The 24745-nt window shown below is 47.1% G+C and carries 18 protein-coding genes and 2 pseudogenes; 7 read left to right on the top strand and 13 right to left on the bottom strand.

The window, feature by feature from the left end; all coding sequences use genetic code 11:
- Both WG89_RS31960 and WG89_RS02910 read right to left on the bottom strand, forming a co-directional pair.
- Positions 1-167: pseudogene (locus WG89_RS31960) on the bottom strand (IS5/IS1182 family transposase); the annotation flags it as partial.
- Positions 168-275: 108 nt separating this feature from the next.
- Positions 276-1388, bottom strand: coding sequence for an FYVE zinc finger domain-containing protein (locus tag WG89_RS02910; RefSeq protein WP_062261003.1), 1113 nt, complete (start codon positions 1386-1388; stop codon positions 276-278).
- A 106-nt stretch (positions 1389-1494) separates the two neighbouring features.
- Between WG89_RS02910 and WG89_RS02905 the strand changes: the two genes are divergently transcribed.
- Complete coding sequence (locus WG89_RS02905; RefSeq protein ID WP_062261000.1) at positions 1495-2262, top strand: phytanoyl-CoA dioxygenase family protein; 768 nt, start codon at positions 1495-1497, stop codon at positions 2260-2262.
- Positions 2263-2325: 63 nt separating this feature from the next.
- Here the strand turns inward: WG89_RS02905 and WG89_RS02900 are convergent, their stop codons facing one another.
- Positions 2326-2640: an SEL1-like repeat protein gene (locus tag WG89_RS02900; protein ID WP_153301393.1), complete on the bottom strand. Its 315-nt coding sequence runs from the start codon at positions 2638-2640 to the stop codon at positions 2326-2328.
- A gap of 111 nt (positions 2641-2751) precedes the next feature.
- A complete protein-coding gene (locus WG89_RS02895) occupies positions 2752-3690 on the bottom strand; it encodes a LysR family transcriptional regulator (RefSeq protein ID WP_172806686.1) in 939 nt (312 codons plus the stop codon).
- 103 nt (positions 3691-3793) lie between these two features.
- On the opposite strand from WG89_RS02895, the gene WG89_RS02890 reads away from it, so the two are divergent.
- From WG89_RS02890 to WG89_RS02880, 3 genes are read left to right on the top strand one after another with little or no spacing between them, the layout of a single operon-like run.
- Positions 3794-4804 carry an NADP-dependent oxidoreductase gene (locus WG89_RS02890; RefSeq protein ID WP_062260990.1) on the top strand — a complete coding sequence of 337 codons (1011 nt, stop codon included), beginning with the start codon at positions 3794-3796 and terminating at the stop codon, positions 4802-4804.
- Between the two features lie 15 nt (positions 4805-4819).
- The gene (locus tag WG89_RS02885) at positions 4820-5977 is read left to right on the top strand and encodes an iron-containing alcohol dehydrogenase (protein WP_062260987.1); all 1158 of its coding nucleotides are present in this window, start codon (positions 4820-4822) and stop codon (positions 5975-5977) included.
- 18 nt (positions 5978-5995) lie between these two features.
- Positions 5996-6673, top strand: a complete 678-nt coding sequence (locus WG89_RS02880) for a type 1 glutamine amidotransferase domain-containing protein (RefSeq protein WP_062260984.1) — start codon at positions 5996-5998, stop codon at positions 6671-6673.
- Between the two features lie 76 nt (positions 6674-6749).
- Here WG89_RS02880 and WG89_RS02875 read toward each other — a convergent pair whose 3' ends face one another.
- The 3 genes from WG89_RS02875 to WG89_RS02865 form a co-directional block, all read right to left on the bottom strand.
- Positions 6750-7733 (bottom strand): succinylglutamate desuccinylase/aspartoacylase family protein, encoded by a 984-nt coding sequence (locus WG89_RS02875; RefSeq protein WP_062260982.1) that lies wholly within the window; start codon positions 7731-7733, stop codon positions 6750-6752.
- An 87-nt stretch (positions 7734-7820) separates the two neighbouring features.
- Entirely contained in the window at positions 7821-9350 is a 1530-nt protein-coding gene (yfcC, locus tag WG89_RS02870; protein ID WP_079253620.1) for a putative basic amino acid antiporter YfcC, read from the bottom strand.
- A gap of 117 nt (positions 9351-9467) precedes the next feature.
- Positions 9468-10181 carry an SDR family NAD(P)-dependent oxidoreductase gene (locus WG89_RS02865; protein WP_062260979.1) on the bottom strand — a complete coding sequence of 238 codons (714 nt, stop codon included), beginning with the start codon at positions 10179-10181 and terminating at the stop codon, positions 9468-9470.
- Between the two features lie 356 nt (positions 10182-10537).
- Here WG89_RS02865 and WG89_RS02860 point away from each other — a divergent pair, with 356 nt between their 5' ends.
- Complete coding sequence (locus WG89_RS02860; RefSeq protein ID WP_062260976.1) at positions 10538-11170, top strand: deoxynucleoside kinase; 633 nt, start codon at positions 10538-10540, stop codon at positions 11168-11170.
- 90 nt (positions 11171-11260) lie between these two features.
- Here the strand turns inward: WG89_RS02860 and WG89_RS30145 are convergent.
- The 5 genes and pseudogenes from WG89_RS30145 to WG89_RS02840 form a co-directional block, all read right to left on the bottom strand.
- Positions 11261-11399 (bottom strand): annotated as a pseudogene (locus WG89_RS30145) (IS3 family transposase); the annotation flags it as partial.
- A 32-nt stretch (positions 11400-11431) separates the two neighbouring features.
- Positions 11432-12724, bottom strand: coding sequence for a hypothetical protein (locus WG89_RS02855; RefSeq protein ID WP_062260973.1), 1293 nt, complete (start codon positions 12722-12724; stop codon positions 11432-11434).
- 257 nt (positions 12725-12981) lie between these two features.
- Positions 12982-14082 carry an enoyl-CoA hydratase/isomerase family protein gene (locus WG89_RS02850; RefSeq protein ID WP_062260970.1) on the bottom strand — a complete coding sequence of 367 codons (1101 nt, stop codon included), beginning with the start codon at positions 14080-14082 and terminating at the stop codon, positions 12982-12984.
- Positions 14083-14560: 478 nt separating this feature from the next.
- The gene (locus WG89_RS02845; protein ID WP_245662860.1) at positions 14561-15850 is read right to left on the bottom strand and encodes a 2-hydroxycarboxylate transporter family protein; all 1290 of its coding nucleotides are present in this window, start codon (positions 15848-15850) and stop codon (positions 14561-14563) included.
- 177 nt (positions 15851-16027) lie between these two features.
- Positions 16028-18823 (bottom strand): insulinase family protein, encoded by a 2796-nt coding sequence (locus WG89_RS02840; protein ID WP_153301391.1) that lies wholly within the window; start codon positions 18821-18823, stop codon positions 16028-16030.
- 425 nt (positions 18824-19248) lie between these two features.
- Here WG89_RS02840 and WG89_RS02835 point away from each other — a divergent pair, with 425 nt between their 5' ends.
- A complete protein-coding gene (locus WG89_RS02835; RefSeq protein ID WP_062260960.1) occupies positions 19249-20547 on the top strand; it encodes an inosine/guanosine kinase in 1299 nt (432 codons plus the stop codon).
- Positions 20548-20633: 86 nt separating this feature from the next.
- Here WG89_RS02835 and WG89_RS02830 read toward each other — a convergent pair whose 3' ends face one another.
- Complete coding sequence (locus WG89_RS02830; protein WP_062260957.1) at positions 20634-22601, bottom strand: leucine-rich repeat domain-containing protein; 1968 nt, start codon at positions 22599-22601, stop codon at positions 20634-20636.
- Between the two features lie 223 nt (positions 22602-22824).
- Between WG89_RS02830 and WG89_RS02825 the strand changes: the two genes are divergently transcribed.
- Positions 22825-24741 carry a leucine-rich repeat domain-containing protein gene (locus WG89_RS02825; RefSeq protein WP_062260954.1) on the top strand — a complete coding sequence of 639 codons (1917 nt, stop codon included), beginning with the start codon at positions 22825-22827 and terminating at the stop codon, positions 24739-24741.
- The last annotated feature ends 4 nt before the right edge of the window (positions 24742-24745 follow it).

Below are 24745 nucleotides of genomic sequence, written 5' to 3'. Positions count from 1 at the left end.
TTTGATCCTGTGCCTCGATAAGAATTGATCAGTGGAGACAGGTCGAGCTGGTCAACAACATCCACCACAAAGCGAGCCATATGACCTTCTGGAAGATAATCCTGGATGCTGGCAGGGAAAAGGTCGGGAGTGTTTCGGTCGACCGGTTTGAACTTCCACTTATTCATAGTGCTTTGAGTGTTACTGGTACTGGAATCAGGATTTTACCTGTTTTGCTGGTTAAGTCCGACAGGCTCCTAGGAGCCTTTTACAACACTCTATTTGAAACTCCAGTTTCACTTCCTGGGTTGATAAAGGAAGTAATGAACATTCGCCCCGATCTCATGTTCGAAAGCCAGCTTATTAAAGATTCTGTCCAACAATTGCTCTTGAGTATAAAACTCAGCTTCCGAATCCCGGGTGAGATAGTAAGGTTGCATAACAAACATCTGCAGGTCAGGATTATAAAATATGGCGGCCTGAGAATGACCAAACCCCTTAGCCCCCTGACTCTGAATACCATACTCGATAATAACCCCTCCCTGTAACAGATGACTGACGATTACGCTGTTTTCCATCTCAATACTCTGAGTTAATTCTGCCGCAGCGAGCGAAGCACCTTGCTGACCTGTAGAGGACAGCTCTTGAACCAGCTGAGACAATGCACTCGATAGACAGATGAAACCAGCCAGGCAGAGAACCTCATTAAAAACATCATCATTAGCACTGGACTCAAGAAAGGGTTTCACGACATTTTCATAAAAACTATAAAGCACCCCTTCCGGCGTTGGACGTGCTAAATCCGGAATAGTTGCCCAAGCTCCCGTCTCTGTCTGGGAAGCACCAACATGGGAAGCACCAATATGTGAAGCTTCAACCTGGCAAGTTTCAATCTCACTAGATTCAGACTGACTCACTCCAAGACTAATACTGAAATGCTGACTGGCTAGCTTTTGAGTTAAAGTATCTACTAAGCCCCCCATTACCTCCTGATCAACACTCTGTGAACTTTTATAGAGGCCACTCGATACAGCAGAACCAGAAATTGTAGGAACAGCCACCAAAGGCTTGTTGACAATAGGCGTTGATTTCCCTGACGAACACATCTCTGAATCAGAGTCATCGCTGATTAACTCTAGCGGTATTTCACCCTCATCTTCAGGCATCTCATCATAATAGTCATCATTATCATCGTCACTCCCCCCTTCCCCCAGATCTTCCGTGTCCGACTCTTCCTCAGGTATACCCTTGTATTGGAACTCACAGGTCTTGCAGTTCGCTATACCGTCTTTGTTAAGAGGATTATCTGTTTTACCACATAGCGGGCACAGAATAGCTTGAGTACTCAAACTGAAAGACAGACCCAACAACATGCAAACGACCGCACAAAAAGGCTTGTAGTCAACCATGAAATTTTTGAATGCTTATTCTCGGACTGGTAAGTTTAGCCAAGGACAATAGATCACCTCAGTCCAAGCCAACCACCCAAAATCTTTATCATCAAAGTCATAAAAAATGAAAAGTAATTTTACAAGGGATGGATACATCCTCCTGCCAGAGTTCTTTACCTGCGAGGAAATGTCTGAAATCAAACCGGTCATTTTAAATTTTCACAAGGCCTGGGTGAGTGATAACAAAAAACTTTATGACGAAAGAGCCATTAACTCAGCCTACCTGACAGGTACCAAATACCTTGACCATCAGGATCGACTTACATTATTCCGACTCATTGCCTCCCAAAAAATCGCCAGCAGGCTGCTCCCTCTTCCTTTTAAAAAGCCTGCCTTTATGAATACGCAACTATTTTTCAACCCTGCCAACTCCGATCAGAGAAACTACTGGCACAGAGACCCCCAATACCACCTGTCAATCGAAGAACAAAAGCAGGCACTGGATGGGCCAGAGGTCATACACTTCAGGATCCCCCTTGAAGATGAACCCGGTATAGAGCTGATACCTGGAACCCATAAACGCTGGGATACAGAGGAAGAATTTAACGTCAGAACAGAAGCAGCAGGGAGAGCCCACCACGAAGATCTTGTCAATGGACAGAGTATCCCACTAAGACAGGGCGACTTACTGATATTCTCAGCCAACATCATCCATAGAGGCCTTTATGGAAAAAACCGACTGGCCCTGGATATCTTGTTCTGTGAGGCTGAGATCGAGTTACTGGAATTCGTGGATAAAAGTTGCCTGCCTGACGAACAGATAATGAGCCAGCTTGAGTGCTCAGAGGCTTTTGCAAATACCAGCAAATTATTAGCAAGCAGTCATGAATAAAGAACAGATGCTTATGAGTCAGTAATCAGGCCTGAAGACACCAACTCATAAGCATTCAGCCCATCAATGACTCTTAAGCAGTTCCAGCTGCATTATGGACTGTTCAAATCCCTGATTGGCGGCCAGTTTGTAGTAAGTTTTGGAAAGCTCTTTATTCATCGGCGTTCCGTGACCGAGCTGATACATTCTAGCTACCCAGTGCTGTGCGCAATCCAGCCCTCTGTCAGCTTCAACCTTGAGCACCTCAAAAGCCTTAGCGTACTCACCTTCCAGATAGATGGTCAGACCAGATGAACATCTTCCTGCCTGAGCAGTCTCTTCAGCGGATAGTTGCCATGGAAATAATACCAGTAGTAGCGCCAGTCCTGCTGCTTTCATATCAAACACTCCCTGTTTGTTATAGGCCTTTTCCATATTGACAGAAAATTAATGAAGAAATGAAATGATTCTTCATTATTCTGTCTAATCAATCACATCTCTGTGCTCCACTCATACACAACACTCTTCCTGAAGTTCACCAATGACCCGGGTCAGCTCTTCATAGATCAGTTGTCGAAACCAGATATGAGCTGGTTCTTTCATATACCGCTCATGCCAAATGATCGAGTACGTAAAAGGCTTTTGTTCCAGTGGAAAGGGCAGAATTCTAAGGTCATAGTGGCTGGCACAACTTCTGGCCAAACCATAAGGCACTGTGAGGATATAATCGGTATTCGCCACCAATGCCAATGCAGCAACAAAATGCGGCACTCTCAAGACAACGTTTCTGGTCAGCCCCTGTTCCTCTAACAGATAGTCGACAGCACCTTTTCTCTCTCCTCCCATAGTGATCAGGGCATGAGAATGACTGGCATAACGCCTGACATCCATTCCAGACGCTACTAACGGATGGGAAGATCTCACAACACAGACAAACTTATCCTGCCCTACTCCTCTCCCATGAACCACAGCTGGTGCATCCGTGATCGTACAGGTTGCCAGATCCACACTTTGAGCATCCAGCTCATGCAGCAATTGTTGTCGCCAGGGGATAATTTCCAGAGAGACACCCGGTGCTTCCTGGCTCAATCTTTTAACCACTTCTGGTAACAGAACCTGTGCCCCATAATCGGTTGTCGCCAGTCTGAAGCTATGCTGAGACTCCAACGGAATGAACTGAGGTGGCTCAATTAGCTGAACAATGTCCTGTAATGACTGCTGCAACCCCAAAGCGACAGCTTCCGCTCTGGGAGTGGGAGCCAATCCCTGAGGCGTGCGTGTAAACAGGGGATCATTGAACAGCTTTCTCAGCCTCGCAAGACTTCTGCTGATAGCCGGCTGAGTCAGATTCAAACGACCGGCAGCACGAGTGACGCTCCTCTCTTCTAACAACACCTGCAGGACAGGTAAGAGATTAAGGTCAGAAGACGACAAGTTTTCAACAGCCAAAATCATTACTCTCAATCATGACAACTATAACAATGATGCATTGGAGTCATATCCAACTCAAAGATAAATTACATCCATCGAAACGAAGTACGGAAGACAGACTATGTACATTGAAAAAAATCGTGAAGTGCACCTGGCAAGACGCCCCGAAGGTTTACCCGCTAGGGATGTTTTCAAAATAGTGACTCAGCCGGTTGCTGAGCTGAAAGAAGGCGAAGTACTGATCAAAAACCTCTGGATGTCTGTAGATCCTTACATGCGCGGCCGAATGATTGACCGTAAAAGCTACATCCCGCCCTTTGCTGTTGGCGAAGTATTGGAGGGTGGTGCTATTGGCGAAGTCGTTGAATCCCGGAACTCAGCCTTTGTCGTAGGCAGTAAAGTCTCCAGTATGTCCGGCTGGCGTGAATACTTTATTTCCAGCGGACAAGACCTTCAGCCACTGCCTGAAACAACAGTAGACGACCAGGCCTTTCTCGGCATTCTGGGCATGCCTGGCATGACAGCATGGGCAGGCCTCATGCAAATCGCTGAATTAAAAGAAGGTGACCGGGTGTTTGTATCGGCCGCTTCAGGAGCTGTTGGTTCTACGGTATGCCAGATCGCCAAATTGAAAGGCTGTTTTGTAGCAGGTAGCGTAGGCACTGATGAAAAAGCCCACTACCTTAAAGATGAGCTGGGCGTGGATGCTGTTATCAACTATAGAACGACCGATAACCTGCACGAAGCCGTCGCTCAAGCTTGCCCGGAAGGTATCGATGTTTACTTTGAAAATGTTGGCGGCGATCACCTGGAAGCCGTTCTGAACGTAATGAATGATCATGGTCGTATAGCCGTCTGTGGCATGATCGATCAGTATAATGCCACTGCTCCCGTTCCAGGCCCTGCCAATCTTTCACAATTAATCGTTAAAAAGCTGAAAATGCAGGGATTTATTGTCTTTGAACACTGGGAACACTATCCGGAATACGTTAAGCAAATGAGTCAGTGGATACAGGAAGGCAAAGTCTCATGGAAAGAAACTGTTTTTGAAGGGATTGAGCAGGCTCCTGACGCCTTTCTGGGTCTGTTCACTGGCATGAACACAGGAAAAATGCTGGTAAAACTCAGCTGAGCAGTCGAGGCTCCCATGAAAAATTTTTCATTTCAAAACCCAACACGTATTCATTTTGGCAAAGGCATGATTGCCCGTATTGCTGATGAAATTCCCAAGGAGGCCAAAATACTGATCACTTACGGAGGTGGCAGTATTAAAAAAAACGGTACGCTTCTGCAGGTTAAAGAAGCTCTGAAGGATCATGCATCAACGACAGAGTTTGGAGGAATCGAGTCCAACCCTTCCTATGAAACACTGATGGAAGCAGTCGTTCTGGCCAAAGAGGAAAACATTGAGTATCTGCTGGCTGTAGGCGGAGGTTCAGTCATTGATGGCACCAAGTTTATTGCCGCAGCCATCCCCTTTGAGGGAGATCCCTGGACCATACTCAGTGAGAACGCGACCGTGCATAAAGCCATTCCAGCGGGCAATGTACTCACTCTGCCTGCCACAGGCTCTGAGAGCAATTCAGGATCAGTCATCACTCGCAGAGCCACGAATGACAAGCTGGCCTTCCTCAGCCCTGAAGTATTCCCCCGGTTCACAGTACTTGATCCTGAAACAACTTACAGCCTGCCGCAAAGCCAGAGTGCCAATGGCGTTGTTGATGCCTTTGTTCACGTTATGGAGCAGTATCTGACCACCAGAGAGAATGCCCCTATTCAGGACCGGTACGCCGAAGGCCTACTCTTGACTCTGATCGAACAGGGCCCGATTGTTCTGAAACAACCAGACAATTATGAAACAAGGGCCACGATTATGTGGGCTGCAAACCAGGCATTGAACGGCCTGATTGGTCTGGGTGTACCCCATGACTGGTCAACTCATATGATCGGCCATGAAATTACCGCCCTTTTCGGACTGGATCACGCCCAAACACTGGCTGTTGTACTCCCTTCAGTCATGCATGTTATGAGAGAAGAGAAGGCCTCCAAGCTGCTTCAATACGGAGAAAGAATTTGGGGTATAAAAGAGGGTGACGACCAGGAAAGAATGGATGCGGCCATCCATAAAACCCGAGACTTCTTTGAACGAATGGGTGTTAAAACCCGTCTTTCTGACTATGGCATTGAAGAAAGCGCCATTGCTGACCTTGTTGATCAGTTGAAACGGCATAAAATGACCACCCTGGGAGAGAACCAGAACATTACTCCTGAGGTAGCCACCCAAATCCTCAGGCATGCTGCCTGACCATAAGGAGAAGAGTTTATGAAGGTGTTATTCGTCCTGACCTCCCATGATCAATTGGGAAATACAGGTGAGAAAACCGGCTTCTGGATAGAAGAGTTCGCAGCGCCCTATTATGTTTTTTCGGATCACAACGCCGAGGTTACTCTAGCCTCTCCAAAAGGCGGCCAGCCACCTATTGACCCCAAGAGTGCACTGCCTGATTTTCAAACTGCAGCCACTGAACGATTTGAAGCGGACCAATCTCTGAAAGAGGAACTGTCGAATACAGTCAAACTGTCGGACGTTTCTGCTGATGATTTCGATGCTATCTTCTACCCCGGTGGTCATGGCCCACTCTGGGATCTGACGAACAACCAACACTCCATCGACCTGATAGAAGCCTTTGCAAATAAGGGAAAACCTGTCTCCGCCGTATGTCATGCACCCGCTGTGCTGCTCAATGCAAAACAAAGCGACAACACGCCACTGATCAAAGGCAAGAGAGTAACAGGCTTTAGTAACAGCGAAGAAGCCGCTGTGGCATTAACGGAAGTCGTCCCCTTTTTACTGGAAGACGAACTCAAAACTAAAGGCGGAGAATACAGCAAGGGAGATGACTGGGCTCCATACTGCGTAACTGACGGATTACTGGTGACAGGACAGAACCCCGCTTCCTCAGAAGCAGTGGCTGAAGTAGTTCTGTCTCTATTAACCTGACAGACCGCCCTTCTCTTCGAGGTGTGTTTTAGAAAGCGATAGAGACACCTTCCAAAAACACGCCTCGAAAACAAAATCAGTCATGTAGCAGACGGACTAATAAAGCGCCGGGTTCTCTCAGCGGATCAAGGTTCTTACTCAAAACAAATCCATCACAGGGTGCCAGATACCGATGGCACTCCTGCCCGAAACTGTCATGCTGAATCACCAGTAGCTCGCCCTGCGTCACTTGCTGACCCATAGTGACCTGAGGAATAAAGTACCCCCCACTTTCGGCTCGGATACTGGTCAGCTTTTTGCCTTCAAAAGGCTCCTCACCCTCTTTCACCGGCTCTTCAGACAAGATACTTTCAGACTTCAGAATATTGAGAACACCCTTCACAGCACGTTCAACCAGATCCAGCTGCATCAACTTACCCGTGCCGACTTCCACGGTAATACTCGGGATATTGTTCTGATTCCAGACCGTTTCAAGAATACCTGGATCGCCAGGGTCATCCATAATCGCATCCGCTGCCATCCATCTGGCCATTTCGACACTGGCCGGGATACGGTAATCAGCAAAAATATAAAGTGGATACTCCGCACCCTTGGTTTGGGTGTGCAAATCAATCGCCTTCTCAGCATTGGGCATCAGCAACTTATGCCAGATCGAATAAATATACTGCTCGGCTGAACTACCTCCTTCCTTACCTGGAAAAACCCGATTCAGATCCACAGGAGGTGCATCCGGGTCAGAAGGAATAAAGTGTCGTGTGCTGGCATTGATTCCTGACTGATTGATTTCCGGGACCACCATGACAGAACCTTTTATCTCACTGTCACGAAGTTCCGAAATCAGCTTCTGAGCTGTCAACACACCATTCAACTCATCGCCATGAACCCCTGCTGTAATGACAATGGCTCGCCCGGGATGTTGACCTTTTTTGACAAACACCGGCAACAACCACCCTTGCCCCGTGGCGTTGGTAGAAGGTCTGAACCAGAACTCATGACACCCTGGCTCCAACGAACTGACTTGCAAAGACTCAACTACTTTGCGGCCATTCAGTACTTCCATGGTCTAAGATCTCTCCAGAAAAAGTCATTCATCCATCATATAACGAAAATGGGCGGCCAAGGCCGCCCATTTCTCTACTGTGATCAATCAGGCAAAGCCTGTGAGGTGAGCTCCCACCACAATAACACTGGAGAGCACAAACAGCAGAACAATAAAGCGCCAGCAGAATCTGGCCCAGTCACCCCAGTCAATGCGGCAAACACCCAATGTAGCCATCAAAGAAGCCGACGTAGGCACAATAATATTGGTAAAACCATCACCCAGCTGGAAAGCAAGAACGGCAACCTGACGGGTAACACCTGCAATATCAGCCAGTGGCGCCATCAACGGCATCGTCAGGGCAGCCTGACCCGAGCCGGATGTGACGAAGAAATTGAACACGGACTGGAAGACATACATAAACCAGGCAGCCACCACTTCTGGCAGACCACTGATAGCACCACCCGCACTGTTCAGAATAGAGTTCAGAACACTGGGTTCAGCAGAGTCACCGCCACCTAGAATCAACAATACACCTTTTGCCGCACCCACCAGCAGAGCTGGAGCCAACATAATACCGGCGCCCTCCTTGAAAGCTGCGGCTATGTCATTGGCGGTCATATCATTAAGGCGGAAAATCACACCCAGAATACCTGCAACAATGCCCATGGTGAAAAACTGGGAAGCAATTTCCGGCAGATACCAGGCATGAGCCACTACACCCCAAACTACCCAGATGGTTGTAGCAGCTACCGTCATCAGCACCAGAGTGTCGCCCAGAGCCCAACGGGACTCTTTACTCTCAAGAGCCTGTTGTTTGAAGTGAGCATCGCCTTTCTGGCTGAATGAAGCCGCAGGATTTTTCTTGATCCGGCTTGCATAGAACAGCGTGAAGGCAATACCGATCAGGGTAAAGAAGATCCAGATACCGATTCTAAGGCTCGCTCCCGAAAGAACAGGAACCCCTGCAATGCCCTGAGCTACAGCCACTGAGAAAGGATTCATCCAGGAAGTAGCAAAGCCTATCTGGGTAGCGACATAAGTCACCATGACAGTGGTAATACCGTCATAACCCAGACGAACCATAAGAGGTGCAATAATGATGGCAAAAGCCACCGCCTCTTCACCCATTCCAAAGACAGCACCACCCAGCGAGAACAACAGGAAAAGCACGGGAATAAACAGCGCTTCACTGCCTTTGGTCTTGTCAATCAGTCTCAGAATGCCATTATCGATCGTGCCGGTTCTCATCACGACACCAAAGGCACCACCAATAACCAGCATGAACATAATCACGCCAACGGCAGAACCCCATTTATCTCCGGAAACCAACCCCTCGAAGATAAAGTTCATCAAACCAATGCCACCACCGCTTTCAAACAGGCCCACGGTTTTGTATACCAGTTCGCCTGCACTGTCAGTGGCATAGGCAAAGGACGCCGGATCAATGGTTTCCCTGGTTTTCTCCACTCCATCGACAAGATAGGAGATTGTCTGGGAATCAAATGAGCCCGCAGGAATCAGGTAGGTTAAGAGAACGGCCAGAACGCCAATAAAGAAGATCAAAACCAGGGTGTCTGGCATACGCCACTGTCTGGTCTTAACAGCTTGGTAAACTTCCGCTGTTGTATGACTCATATCTGGTACTACTTACTGCTTTACGATGCGCATAAAGTAGCACAAATAAAGCATAAAAAGTCATGTTAATAGTACTTATAGATATTAGAAAATGGTTAGATAGTTAGCTGTTTTAAATTACCAGGGAATTGGAGTGCCGTCGTATGCTAGAAACTGTCCACTGCGCTCAGCCGTTAAATCCCTGATCACACCAATGAGTTGTTCAGCGGAATATTGAGCACTGAATAGCTTTTCTGCAGGCACATTTTTCTGGAAAGGTTCAGACAGATGAGTCGCAACAGTGCCCGGGTGAAGAGCAGCGACACAACAATTTGGCAGCTTTCTTTTCCACTCATTGCTGAGCGTTTTCAGAACCATATTAAGTGCAGCTTTCGACGCTCTGTAACTGTACCAGCCACCCAGACGGTTATCCCCGATGCTTCCGACCCGTGCTGATATTGAGACAAATCGAGCTGAGTCACTGCTTTTCAGATTGTTTTGAAAACATCCGGCTAATAAAAGGGTCGGCAAGACATTAACTTCAACCGTCCTGGAGAAAAATGCTGGTTCTAGCTGAGTAATAGATTTTTCTGGCAGATGCTCATCTGTATGCAGCATCCCAACCGTATTGACTATCCAGTCTAATGAACCGATCTGACGTGATAGCCCTTCAACAGACTCCGCACAAGTAAGGTCTAACTTGTGCCATTCAACAGGAAGACTCTGTAACTCTTTTTCCGGTGAAGTATTGTGAAAGGTTGCATGTATTTCTGTTCCAGGCATTTCATCCAGTATGGACTGCACCAGAGCACATCCAATACCTCCACTGCCACCGGCTATCAATACCTTCATCAGAACCTCAATACTGTTAAACGTAAGTTATACGTCATCAAAGCGGTCTCTGGATCACTTTGCCTGATTCACCAGACTTATGAACAGTTAATACGGATAGGCAGGAAAGAAACAAAAGTACTCTTTGAATTCAACCGAAAGCGGCTGACCGTCCAGATTCGCAGCATGCAACAGACTCTACTCTTCTCAACGATCCTGTTGGTTTCATTACTTATTGCTGAACATCAACCATTCGAATATCGTGCGCACCTGCTATCGCACCTCAAAGCATGATGCAGAAAACTCACTGAAGCCATCACCCCGCTACTAGTGAGCTCAGCCAAGAAAGATTCGCCGTTAACAGTCCAGGTTCCTTAATGAAGCAGACCAATCATTTTGTCGCTGTCGAAGCCAATATTGCCGCTGGTAAAACCACTCTGTTGCCCAAGCTGGCTGAAGCACTGGACTGGGATTCCATTCAGGAACCTGTAGAAGACCCTGAGTTTACTCGTCTGCTGACCGAGTTTACCCAAAACCCTTCTGACTCTTCAAAACGCATCAACTTTCAGCGTTACATCACAGAACGCAGAGCTGACATCGTCAAACAATTACCTAATGACAGGAACTATCTGATCGAAAGATCACTGTATTCCGACCTGATCTTCACCCAGGCCAACTTCCTGTCTATGGAACAGCCTGATACCGACTTTATGCTGCACTATTGTGAAATCCAGCGCAGGCTGAAAGAGTACCCGGTGATCAGTGCTGTGGTTTATTTGCGTACAACACCGGAAGTGGCCCATAGCCGTCTACTGAATCGAGGCCGGGAAGCCGAGAATGGCACCCCCTTTGAATACATCCGTGATATTCATCACTACCACGAAGCCATTCTGCCGCAGATTTGCGAGTCCATGAATACACCTCTGATCACATTGGACTGGAATGAATTTGGCTGCGAAGAAGCTGTTGGCAGGACGCTAATGGAAGTACTCGAGAAAACCAAAGCCTAACTCGGAAAATTCATAAGCCCTCTGTCAGAAATAACAAGCAGAGGGCTATCTCTTAACTTCGCTGTGCCGTTTCAAACTCCCTTTACTGGTCGCTCGAGTTCGTCCGACATCAAGAGAGCGATAGCCTTTTTTAATATCGCCTTTTCTCTTTCATGGCGATTTATTCTGGCTTCCAGCTCCTGATTTTTTACTGCTCAGGCGTCAGTGCTTTTGCCGCTGGAGTGTCACCACCTACAATGGTGTCCGGGATTATTAGATCCACTACATAGTAACGTTAAGTTCAGAACTAATTTTAAATACGCCCTTTTGATATATTACTACTTCAACTATAGATCCGAGCCCACTGCTGCATGGCTCATAACCATACAAAGATGGTCCCTCTCTATACATCATGCCTGACTTGACAGGTAGATGAACCGAGCGGGCATTGGCTGGTATCCGATAAAGCGGCAAATGATTCATACTACAGAGATAACCTTCGCTCGAACTTGCCTGAGGTAATAATAACTCCCCCATATCAATCGAGTTCAACGCCGAAGTCCAATGACTTCGCTCGCCAAACTGTTCATCCCGACTGTACGCTAGGGTTAATCGCTTTAAGTCTTCAACAAACATTGAAGCTTTTGCCTTTTTTCCTGGCAGCGCAACTGAAATATCTCCTCCTGCATACCTCAGCAACTCATCAGCCTTGCAGTCTTGATCTGAGCATAGATCTATTTTTACACCGAAAGCAGGCAGTTTTCCTTTACTGGCTTTTTCAAAGGAACTGGTCTCTGCCGAGACAACCCCTGAGTGACCTGTGTCTGAGAAAAAGTCGTAACGAAGCATCATAGACGCCTTAATCTCCTTGGCCTTTTCCAGTACGGTGAAATAACTCCTCTCCCCCTCCTCACTAGTCAGGGCTTCTGAATACTTATTGGGTTCTAGAGGACTCCAAAATACAGCGCATGGCCTGCCTGACCATCGATTATTATTGCAAAACTCTTCATAAGTGGTTGCCTTGAAACTATTACCTGCCAACCTGGCAGCCATGTCCTTTTTGAGACTTTCCTGATCTTCTGCGCCTGAGCGATAAGGAAGCACATGCATGTAAAAGTCAGCTGACAACAGCTTTACATCACAGAGATTCTCTGAGTAGGGTTTGCCAATAAAAGAACAGTATAGCTCTGTTTTTTTACTCACATTGAGTGCTAAAAACTGTGCATTAACGGTCATTAAGTCCTGTTCTGGCATCTCTTGAACCAACAGCCTGAAGAGCTCTTTTTTGTCTTTTTCTTCTTCTGAAAAGAGCGACTTTGCCTCATTCAGTAATTCCGCCCTTCTGCTTCCATAGTCAGGCGTTGCCAGCCAGTCACGAGTGTATAGGTACCAGGATACAGGTCTTTGAAAGTAACCATTTTGATAAGCGCTGCCAAATAGCACGAGACCTGCAATTTCAGCAACTTTAAATTCCAGCCTCTGGGAAGTGAAAAATTCAAATGCCGCTGAAACAGGCCGTACCGTCAGAACCGTTAGAAAAAGGGCCAATAAAAAAGCGCTGTAAGGACGAGCCATTCTTTTTATTAACATCTTCAAAATCCCAATAAATAATCAGAGGAAGGTTAGCTAACCTGAGAGCATTCACCAGAATTTGATAAAAATAATTTAGGCTGAATTTTATAATGAATAAGACCTATCGGGTCGCCAAAATGGTCATTATTGTCAAGAATGATTAAGTAAAAACAATGAGCTGAAGTTATGAACAAATCCAGCTCAGAGATTCTACTAGAGACCCTATCAGCTCAAGTCCCTGTGAGCTGATTTCTCAAGTTTCAGAGATCGGACAGAGGATGATCTGCACTCCCCCATGGGGCCGTAAACATTTCAGTCACCTTGTCTGCAGGCACGTCTTCAACGACATCGTACTGCCATTGAGGTTTATTGTCCTTATCAACCAGCAACGCTCGCACACCTTCTGGTAGATCTCCGGACAATACACAATTTATGGATAGAGCCAGCTCACTTTGAAAGACTTCTTTCAAGGAGGAGTAACGACTTCTTTTCAGCTGCTCATAAGCCACTACCGCTGAAAGCGCGGATCCTGTCAGAGCAATGGTTCGAGCTTGCTCCATCCAGGCATCTTCCGTTTTCATTGCTTTCAGATCAGCAATGATGGCTGACAATGTGGGTTTATCCATCATACTGGCGATCTGATCACGGTGTTCCCGGATCTTGGAGTACGGCAACCAGCCCGCACTGTTGTCAGCATAGTGCTGCACCACATCAAAAGTGACCTGATAGTGATCACCTGACCAGTCAGCTTCCTGCAGAGATTCCAACACATTTTTTCTGAAGGCATGGTCAATAAAACGATTGGCCAGCCCAAGGTACATGGCATCAGCAGGATTCAGACGACAACCCGTCAACGCCATAAACAGACCAATTCTGGCTGGTAGTCGGTTAAGCACCCATGAACCACCCACATCAGGATAAAGCCCAATCGTAATCTCTGGCATGGCCATGATTGAGGTGTCAGTCACCACTCTGAAATCAGCACCGGCCATCAGACCAAAGCCACCTCCCATGATGACACCATTACCCCAACAGATAACGGGTTTACGATAGGTATGGATTAAATAGTCAAGACGGTATTCTTTTTCAAAAAACTGACCCGGTGCCTGGGTGTCTCCATCCAGTACACTTTGCCTGAGCGAGCGAACATCGCCACCGGCACAAAAAGCTTTTTCACCCTCACCCTGAAGGAAGATGCAAACGACTTTGTCATCATCCTGCCAGCTGGACAGCTGCTCATAGAGACTGTCGACCATGCCCTTGTCCAGGGAGTTGAGACTTCTTTCGGCATTCAGTGTGATCACACCTACTTGGTGCCCGGATACTGTATCGAGCCTGTCGAATAGGACCTTTTCGGTCATTTCTTCTTCTCCTGCCTTGACCGGCGATAAACCGCTCAATCGTTAGCCTATGCATACCCAGGGTCACTGGATAAGTAATCCTTTTATAGGACGCGATCTCAATTAATCATGGAGCTCAGCTCTTTTCAGGAGCATTCAGTGCAAGGCTCAGCAGTGCAGGAATATTCAACATCTTTCAATCTGCTGGAACACTGCAATGGATGCTCCTGAAAGAGCCCTCCGGGCGGGGCGCTCAGCCTGCTCCGTAAAGGGGCCATCTACTGTGTCAGAGCTTGCTTGATGTAGAAAAGCTATAACTGCGCAAGTCTTCCTTGTATCTGACCCCTTTACGGTAGCACTGAGCCCATGATTAATTGAGATCGCGTCCTACGTGACCACTATATGAGACCACCGTGGGCTTTTCAAACATGACCCACCTCATTTTCTGGATACTTTTCAGGATAACGCCTGATCATCAGAGCTACCTGTTCCGGATGGACTACATCATGCCCAAAAGTGCAGTAGCCAGTAGTAAAATAAAGGCGCCACCAATTCTTGAAGAGACCTGGGCATAAGGCATCAAATTCATACGACGGCTTGCTGATAGCACAGCAACATCACCGGTTCCACCCATGTTGGCCATACAAAGGCCCGCTGTGACAGAAGCTTCTATGGGGTAAAAACCTAACATTTTTCCAGCCAGACCCGCACCCAATATGGCTCCTACAACCGTCGTCACAACCAGCACAAAATACTGCAGTGAAATCACTTCTGCGACCTGATGAAGATCAGTAAATCCAACACCAATACAAGCCAGTAATGCCGGTGTCAGTGTCATCACCATAAAATCTCCCCAGAGAGCAGCCCCCTCCTCAAAGCGAGCAGGCATAACACCCAGAGCCTTGACCAGACCCACACAAAGAATCATCAGAGCGTAGGGATGCAAAGAGATAAACTGACTTAACAAATAGCCCATGACATAGAAACTGGTAGCAACAAACAAACCGGTGCCCATCTTTGCCAGATCAGGTATCCGTTCAACCTTTTCTTCATGTCGAAATACTTTCTGACTTTTCATCAGCTTGCCATTACCGGTCAGACTCGGCTTGATCTTGCCAAGTTTCTCGAGCATGCCTGCGGCAACAATAGCGACCAGATTACCCAAAACCACTGCAGGAACCATTTTGGACAACACGGTCGCCGCATCCGAGTTGAGGATGTTGGCAAATATCTCGGCCAGGGGAACAGCTCCCGCCCCCATACCGCCACCCATAATGGGTAAGCCGACATAGAATACAGCCTCAATAAAACCACTTCCGATCAACATGCCTACCAGCCCAACCAGAACGAGAGCGCCCGCAACACCTCCGAGAATAACAGGCAGGTACCAAAGCGCTGACCTTAAGAGAAGTTGACGGTCCATGCCAAATAGACTGCCTGTAATAAGGCCGGAAATAAACAGAGCAAGAAACCCCTGATCACGTACAAAGTTGGTCACTCCGGAGCTGAGCTCAACCGGAATAATCCCTGTAGCCACCATCAGACTGGAACCAAAGATAACCACAATAGGGCCACCCCCCAGATAGTCACGAATCCAGCCCAAACGCTCCCCCAAAGCATTCAGTACTCCACCCAGTGCCATGACAAAAGGAATCAACCCGGCCATTCCTGCAGGCAGGTGACCGGTACAACCGGCAGCAATCAGGACAATACAGAGCAAACTCAGCCAGAACAGTACCGCCCGCTGGGGTGACTGTACCCCGGTAATCTGCTGCAACAACATTTCCATCAACTACCGCCGCTATCCGTTAATTTCAAGATGTCACTAACTAATAGCAAAGCCACAAAAAATAGTGTTACTTATTGTTGCTTCCCGGTAACTTAACCACCGACTTTGAGATACATACCCCATAAAAAAAACCGGGATTAATCCCGGTTTTTTTATAAGCAAATAAGATTTTACATTTTATTTTTTAGGCTGGGTTTTGCCCATTGACTCCACAGTTAAACGACCTTTGTCTTCAAGAATGGTATTCAGAGCTTGCTGAACTTCCTGCACAGAAACAGTCTTCACCTCTTCTGCAATCTGATCACGGAACTCAAAGCCTGACTCCTGGCCATCCAGGGACTGCCAGAATCGTGAGCTGCGCTCATCCAGGTTGGTATCACTCTTGAGAAGGTCACCTATAAGCCCTTGACGATATTGAGCCAGCTCCTCATCGGTCAATGACTTCATTCTTTCCTTCTGCCCCTTCAGGAACTCCTCGACTTTCTGTTCGATACCCTCTGGCCCCAGCACAGGAGACTGAACCACAAAAATCAGCCCGGGATGACGCTCGATAGGACGAGCTCCCGCAAAGACGATATACCCCAATTGCTGTTCTGTTCTCAGTTGGTTGAAGAATGGTGTTGCCATTAGTCGACCTAGCAGGGAATAAACAGCTCGATCTCTGTCATCGGTTCCAGGCCGCTGGTAATAAGTAATATACAGAGAGTCATTGTGATTAAAGTCTGCCTTTATAGTCCGGTTCGTATCCTTCAAAAGATTGAACGGCTGTTTAAACTGACTGTTACGGTTATCGTCTGTCAGCAAGGCATTATCCACCAGCTCAGCCAGCTTTTTACTCTCTTGCGTACTGTGATTACCGTGTACCAGCATCTCTATATAAATCGAACGATAGAAGTCTTTGGCATACTGTTTAACATCACTCAGAGTGGCTTTTTCAGCCGCTGCGAGCAAAATCTTGTCATCACGGTAGTTGGGATAGAGATCCTGACTCAAACGGTCCATACCCAGTCGATAGGGAGGCTGGAACTGTTTGTTCTTGACCCTGCGGATCAGCAAAGCTTTTTCCTGATTAAACTCAGCCTGATCGGGATTAAACTTTTTGATGCCCTTGAGAATATCTTCCAACAACAAGCCTTGCTTGTCCTGATACCCCGACAGAGTAATGGTTAGTCCTTCCCTGCCGGAATTCAGCCCGTAGTTCAAACCCGCTTCTTTGGCAGGATAGCCATACTCGTTCAGACTGCGTGAGAGCAATGTCCTGTAGAGTTGCAGCAGAACAACATCGTCCTCGGTTTTGGACGCTTTCTCCGTTGAAATCTTGATGCGGATATTGGCCCTGGGCACTTCAAAATCAGTGTCCGTCATACTCCAGACCCTGAACCCAGGCTCTTCCATAATGACCTGAGGCACATCATAAGGGCTGTTTTCACGCAGATTCAGATCCTTCGCCAGGAATTCGTTAGGCTTGGGAATGGTCATCTCGGCATGAGAACGAGGCGTTGAGAGCCTGGTAACCAGAGTTTCTGGCAGAGGCTTCATGCTGTAATGGGTTTTGAAATAAGGCTCAACCTGATCCGTCTTCAGATCTCGGGCAATTACCACCTGCCTCATATTAGAGGGCTTCATTTCATCGAGCAGATCACTGATCAACTGACGGTCAAAGTCCTCATAGAGGTAGTTAGCTCTCAAAATGTCCTGAGCAGGAATATCATGAATACGACTGGACAGCCCTGACGCGGTTTGCTGAGGATTAGCATCCTCCTGATAACGGAAGCCCAGATCAGCTACCTGACGGCTCTCGTCATAAATCCAGGAATCAAGCCCCTGCTTGCGAACCAGTTCGAGATAATCGAAGACCAGAGCTGTAATTTCATCAACCTGATCCTGACCTTTAGGCGTCAACTCCATACGCACTGAGAACTCACTGAATTCTCCGGGTACGTCACTGGAATAAGCCGCTAATGACTCAATCAGGCCTCGTTCTTTCAGGTAACTGTGCAGACTGCCTTCACCTTCATAACCCAGGATTCTGGCCAGATGCCCGAGAGGTTTCTTACGATAATTCTCATACTGGCTGGGCATAGGGAAACTCAGGGAAAGCGCCCGGGTGTCCTTCAGAGGCACCAGGTTAATGCGAACACCCAACTGTTCCTTGGTATAAGGTGCCAGACCAATGTGAGTATCTGGAGATTTACCTTCCGGCACTCCGGCAAAAGACTCTCTCAACCATTGCTCAAGGACTTCGGTTGATTCCTTGCCATAGATAACAACCCCCATGTTCTCAGCGACATAGTACTGGTCATAGAAGGACTTGAGGTCATTCCACAGGGATTTACCATCCTCATTGGAAAGCGTTTCCAGGCTGCCAATATTAAACCGGCTTCGAGGGTGTGCAGGGTTGGAGGTGGCATTCTGCGCCGTCATCAGGCGCCAGCCATCTTCCTTGGCGTGCAGTTTATATTCGGAATCAACCGTATTACGCTCCCTGTCTACATAAGCAGGGTCAAGCGTCGGCGAAACAAAGAATTGCGCCAGCTGATCCAACGCGGGTCTCAACTTGCCACTGTTTATGTCAAAGAAATAGTTGGTACGGGTGTTTGCCGTATAGGCATTGGCGCTGCCGCCATTAGCCCGGATGTACTCAAAATACCCGTCCACTTCCGGATACTTTTCATTCCCCAGAAAGAGCATGTGTTCAAGAAAATGGGCCAGCCCCAGGCGATTGTCCGGATCCTGAAAGCTGCCTACTTTAACATCAACCGCCGCTGCCGCCTTATCCGTATCCGGATCGGAGATCAGCAGGGCTTTGAGGCCATTATCCAACTCGACAAAACGGTAGTCCCGGTCGTCAGCTGGACTTTTCACCACCACCTGGCTTTTTTCCATTGCATTCCGTTCAGCAGTCACTGTACACCCACTTACCAGCACTGTTGCCAGCATACCGACAACCAGAGACATGTGCTTTAATGTCATAAAAATTTCCACACCTCAAAAAGGCCAAGATCACGACTGAATACTTTCTGCAGATAAGGTGAATTATCAAGGACAAAGGCGTCCAATTTACTGTTCTTTTACTCTTTGCACAGAGAGTGCAGGTTTTTGTATCGTTTTTTTTATTCTTCAAGCTTTCGAAACCAGAATATAAAAGTAGCAATCATGATCTATTTACACTTGTACCACAGAACAGATTACAGATTCGAGCATTAAATATAGTGCCCGATAGGTCTAAAGACAGACAAATCTGAAATTTCAGAAACAGTCAGCTTTTCCCATTGTAAAAATGGTCTGTAATCACCGACTAAAATGCGATTATCAGGCATCTCCCTACATATACCCATAGCATTTCTGAACGCTTTAGTGAATAATCCGCGCCCCTCTGAATCAATCTCGCTGCTGAAATGAAGTTTCCTGGCCGTCGTAAAATCAAACACTATTTCCCGGTCAATGCGGATAACCGGTTTGACCGGGAAAGCATGACTTTTGGGCATGCCCACACATACGTCTGTGGCATCGACCAGAACATTGTCGACATCTATGCCCATGTTGATGAATCCGTACTGGCGGACTTTGGCCTGAATAAAGCCATGTCCCAACTGATGGACAACGAAACCGCCAGTCGGCTCTATCAGTTCCTTCAGGGTAATGACCTGATCGACAATCAATACGCCGGTGGCACCATTGGCAACACCCTGCACAATTACTCCATTCTGGCCGACGACCGTTCTGTGCAGTTTGGTGTTATGAGCCAGAACATATCTGTGGGTGACTATGCCTACGGCTATCTCTGCAATACCAGCTCCAAGGTAGACCTTTCCTACCTTCAACCCGTGGATGGCCCCATTGGTCGTTGCTACACCCTGATCACTCCGGACGGGGAACGAACCTTTGGAATCAGCCCGGGCTTAATGAACGCTCTGACTCCAGAATTTATTTCTGAAGAAGTCATCCAGAACAGTTCTGCCCTGATGCTGTGCGCCTATACACTGGGAGACGAGAGTCTGCCTATCTACAATGCCACTCTCAGAGCGGCAGAACTGGCCTGCAAACATCAGGTTCCTGTCGTCTTAACACTGGGTACCGCAGGTCTGGTTGAAGCGATCAAAGAACCCTTGACAGAATTCATTCAAAACCATGTCACCGTGCTGGCTATGAATGAAGAAGAAGCCGCATCCCTGATCGGCCAGAAAGACCCTCTTCTGGCCAGTGAAGCCGCATTGGATCTGTCGGATATGGTATTGCTGACATCGGGCCCTGACGGTCTTTATGTATCAGGTCATACAGAGAAAGAGTTGGCGAGAGTAACAGACAACCCCATACTATCTGCCGGTATCAGCGATTTTAACCGCTTTGAATTCAGCCGTCCTTTGATCAAAGCAACCTGCGATGAACCGATGAAGGTTTATTCTCATATTAATCCTTACATGGGTGGCCCGGAGAAAATCAAAAACACCAACGGTGCTGGCGATGGAGCCCTGGCGGCAGTGATTCACGATATGGCAGCTAATGCTTTCCATCGTCAGGTGTTACCGACGTCAGGGAAGCACAACCGAACCTGGCTGACCTACTCTTCTTTTTCACAGATCTGTAAATATGCGAACAGGGTCAGTTATGAAGTGCTGGCACAAAGCTCGCCAAGACTTTCAAGGTCTTTGCCGGAAAGGGAAGATTCTCTGGAAGAAAGTTACTGGGCGAAGTAAGCGTACTTTACGTTTCTATAGACGGCTGTTGAAGGAGACTTTAGCAGTCCTCTATAGAAGAATATGTTGCGAATGAATGGCCAGGTTCAACACCATTCCAGAATCCTAAAGCTCAGCCAAATATTGCTCTCTGGTTCTTGTCGGTAAAGGATTCCCTGCCACAATCTTGGCAGCCGCAGGAAGTCCTTTTTTTCCAGTTCCTGCTGCTGCGCCATAAGCCTGGATAGATTTTCAAACTCCCACTCGTTCAAGTTCGAGTACTCATCGGTCATTAACTCCACATATTTATCACCAATATCCTGAATATATCCAAAGTAGTCCTGCTCAAGCTCTTCAGAGAAAACCTTCCACTCCAGCAGGCTATCTATGACCTGCTCATCCGTTCGTATCGATAACTTTTCCGCCACATTCTCATGGGCTTTATCGAGGTCTTCGTCGGTAATTCGTGAATACCAGCCCCATTTCATTTGCTGACCTGACTCTATGGGTAAATCCAACTTTTCCTGCAACCCCAACAAATATGCCAGTCTTACCTCAATCTGGTCAGGCTTTCTTCGTTGTTCCACCGTCAAAGATTTTCCTGACTTCAGATCGTCTTCATATTCTTTCTCGATCTCTGCAAATCGAGTATCAGCCAGTTCTTCAACGAGCTTTTTGACATAAATATCTCTCTGTAACTTAACCAGCTCCAAAACCCCACCCTTTTTCTCAGCCTTAACAATTCTGGTAGCCAGCTCCATATCATTGAGCCCCAACAGCGCTCGATCCTGACAGCTTTCAACGGCTTCGACAGAAGCTGCAACACAGGCATTCATTACATCCTCGTCTGCTGCCATTTCTTGTAATAAAGCTGTTACTCTTTGAGCCATTGTTCTCGCTTCTGCAAACGTGCCTTCCTTATAATCTCTGGTAGCCACCAGTTTTTGTAAGTGGAGCGTTATGGCAGTGGCCACAGAAGGATCATCAAATGCATCCATAAGATCTGCCGGCATCAGTTCGCCGGCCATTGAAAACCAGTTCTGGATGTTCTTTTCCAGAGAGTTGCCTTTTGCAACAGCCACGCTCATTCGTTTTTGAGCCAGCAGCCTTAAGCTGTTGTGCATAGAATGAGACTGCTTCCACTCCAACACATCTTCCACCACAAATGCATTACCCTGCAGGTATACCTTGCACGGGAATTCAGGGTTTCGTATCTCGGTGAGCTGTTCCGGGATAGTTTGAAACCGGTTAAACGAAAGATGCAGCTGTTGTAAGTTTCTTAATCGATTTAAGCCTGAAGGCACTTCAGAAATCTGATTTCTCCCAAGATAAACTTGGTATAGATTTGTGCACTCCAGCAACTCAGGGGAAAATGTTTTAAGACGATTACCCGTACAATCGAATACCTCCAAACGTTTCAAGTTACTCAAGCCATTTGGGTAAGATTCCAATTGATTATTGGTCAGCTGTATAACTTCAAGTCGTTTCATATCAGAGAAATTGGCTGGCAGGCTTTTCAAGCTATTGTTTTTGCAATAGATCTGTCTGAGTCTGGACAAGCTTGAAATGGATTCTGGTAGCTCTGACAGTTCATTATCCTCGCAAGAGAGAATATTCAGCCAGCTCAACTCACCTACCATGTCAGGCAGACTGGTTAATTGAAGGCCGTCTAAACTGAGCTCTTTTTCTCCCTTTTCAACACAGAACTCTATACGCTCCACCGCCTGCATTCTCAAGTTTCTCTCATCAGGACTGGCTTTATCCACCCAACTTTGGAGTGCCTGCTGCTGCCTCTCACTCAGCCCCCCCACATAACCAATAGCGCGGTCAGAAAGACGTGTAACGGGAGTCGCATCACCAAATGTAGTCTTGGCTTTATTCAGTACATACAAACAGACAGGCTGAATCACCTTTAAATAAAACCTTCCGTGCCTGGCCGTACGATTTGTTGCAACTGTATCAGAAACACTCTTGTCTACAACCCGGTCTTTTATGGGTGTCGGTGTCTCCTCTCCCTTCGCAGGGATAGGCTTGGGTATTTGTGTCTCCACATAATTGGGCTTCATGGGGTCCATGAGACTGTCATCCGTTTTGATCCTTCAAAGCTTCAATCAGTATAGGAGCCAGCCCTTTTCTACCTTTTTACGCATTCTGGCTGATCCCTGACATTCTTTATGGGTTGATCCATCATTGCCTCCAACCCTTCAATATTCTGACGCACAATGATTCATTCTCGGACCCGGTCATTTCTATACTGATTAGACCGACTAAAAAGAGTCTGAGCCCAGGAAGATCAGGATGGATCCTAAAATCAATTACTCCCGGAACGTGCAGAGCCAGTTGCCACGAGTGGATTCAGAAGAGACCACCAGCCAGAAGTCCACCCCTCTAAAAGACCGGGACGCTTATTCAACCACTCAGTCGGCCAAAAGCAGTGGCAAAGGAAGCCGACTCGGACGGTTCTATCTGGAAGTGATCCAACCCAAATGCCTCAATTTACTGAAACGAGCCAGAGAATCCTTCAGTGAATCGCCGAAAATCGTCCGTCTGACAGAACGAGCTATTGGTGTCGTAGGCGGTTTAAATCCCGTACAGCAAGTTAGCCTGGCCGAGTGGGTTCTATCTGGAACAGATGAAGAGCAGCCTCATCGACAAGAAGCTGCCGACCTGATTGCACGATGTGTTTCAAAGGGTAAAAAAACGCTCACATTGAATAATCTGCCCATTACCTCACTGCCCGATGTCATCACCGAAATCAGCTGGTTGAACAAATTACAATGTGAAGGGTGTCAACTGCAGAGCCTGCCAGAAGACATGGGTCGCCTGAGCCGACTAAAGTCACTGGATTGCAGGAATAACCAGCTCACGGCTATTCCCGAGTGTCTATGCACTGCAGAAATGCCAAAGCTGCGCGGTCTCTTTCTATCACAGAATCTCATTCAGATGGCACCAGATGATATGAGCCAGCTCAGCCATCTCAGAGTTCTTGACCTTTATGACAACAAACTTTCAGAGCTTCCGGAAGGCATCACCACCTTACCCAGAGTTCGAACACTTTATTTAGGCAGTAATCAACTCAGTTCATTACCAGGCAGCGTTGGCCAACTGAAAAAACTGGAGACACTTCATCTGGCTCGAAACCAATTTACGGATGTGCCCGATGGCGTCATTGCCTTAAGTAATCAAAACGACAGAAACTGTATTGTTCATCTGTTTGGTAATGGTTTTGGCCAGGACGCTGTTTTCAGTTGGAGAAGATCCCATCAGACAGACCCTTCGGTGAAGCTGCTCGCTATTCGAGCTGTCACTCCCGTCACAGCCAGTAAAATGTCGTTTGAAGAGAAAATTCAGAATTGGTTTGATGTGGCTGGTTTAAGAATGCCCCCTGACTTTCCTGACCAGTTCCCCGACCCATCTGTCAGAACAGCTCTGGGCCTTCATATGGAAAAGCTGGTAGAAACTCTGGACTATCAGCGAGGTTATTTGAGCGCTCAGACCATGGCCAGAAAGCTGGTCAATATTCTTCAACAGATGGCAGAAGACCCCGAAATCATGTCTGCCTGTACAGCAGCATCTATAGAGGCTACGGGGAGCTGTGATGACCGGGCACTACTGGGTTTGAATGAAATGGACACAACGGCAAGAGTCGCCAGCATCAGTAAAAAAGGCGGACTCTCTGAACTCGTAGAGCTGAAAAAATCCCTGATTCGAAAAGAAAAAGTAGAAGCCCTGGCCAAACAAAAATACCAGTATATTTGTAAACACGGTGATCCTTATTTGGTTCCTGATGAAATCGAAGTCAGGCTTTACTACATGCTGGGATTACAGAAGTCACTAAAACTGCCTATAGAAGATGGCCAGAGAATGCGTTATGCCAGTTACTCTCAAGTCACAAAGGATGATTTAAAAGCGGCTGTCCGATCTGTTTATAACTCCATGCAAAGCTACACCAATGAAGATCTCTGCAAAGATCTTTTGGCCTGGCCAGAGTTTGTCGACAAACTGAAAAATGAGTTGGAAGATGAATTAGAAACCATTAATGAGAAGTACGTCGACCTGCTGACTGATGATGAAGAAGTAAAGGCATTAAATTCTGGTGAACTGACCGAATTTGGAAAATTGATGGGTAAACAAAGAGAAATGGAGCTGGATGATTTCTTGAAAACAGAAACGCTTAAACTTTTGAACAGCGGTAATCCTCCCGGCAAATGGTGAAGCT

This window comes from Endozoicomonas arenosclerae (assembly GCF_001562015.1).
In the GTDB taxonomy this organism is placed as follows: Bacteria; Pseudomonadota; Gammaproteobacteria; order Pseudomonadales; family Endozoicomonadaceae; genus Endozoicomonas_A; species Endozoicomonas_A arenosclerae.
This window is presented reverse-complemented; position numbering and strand designations above follow the sequence as displayed.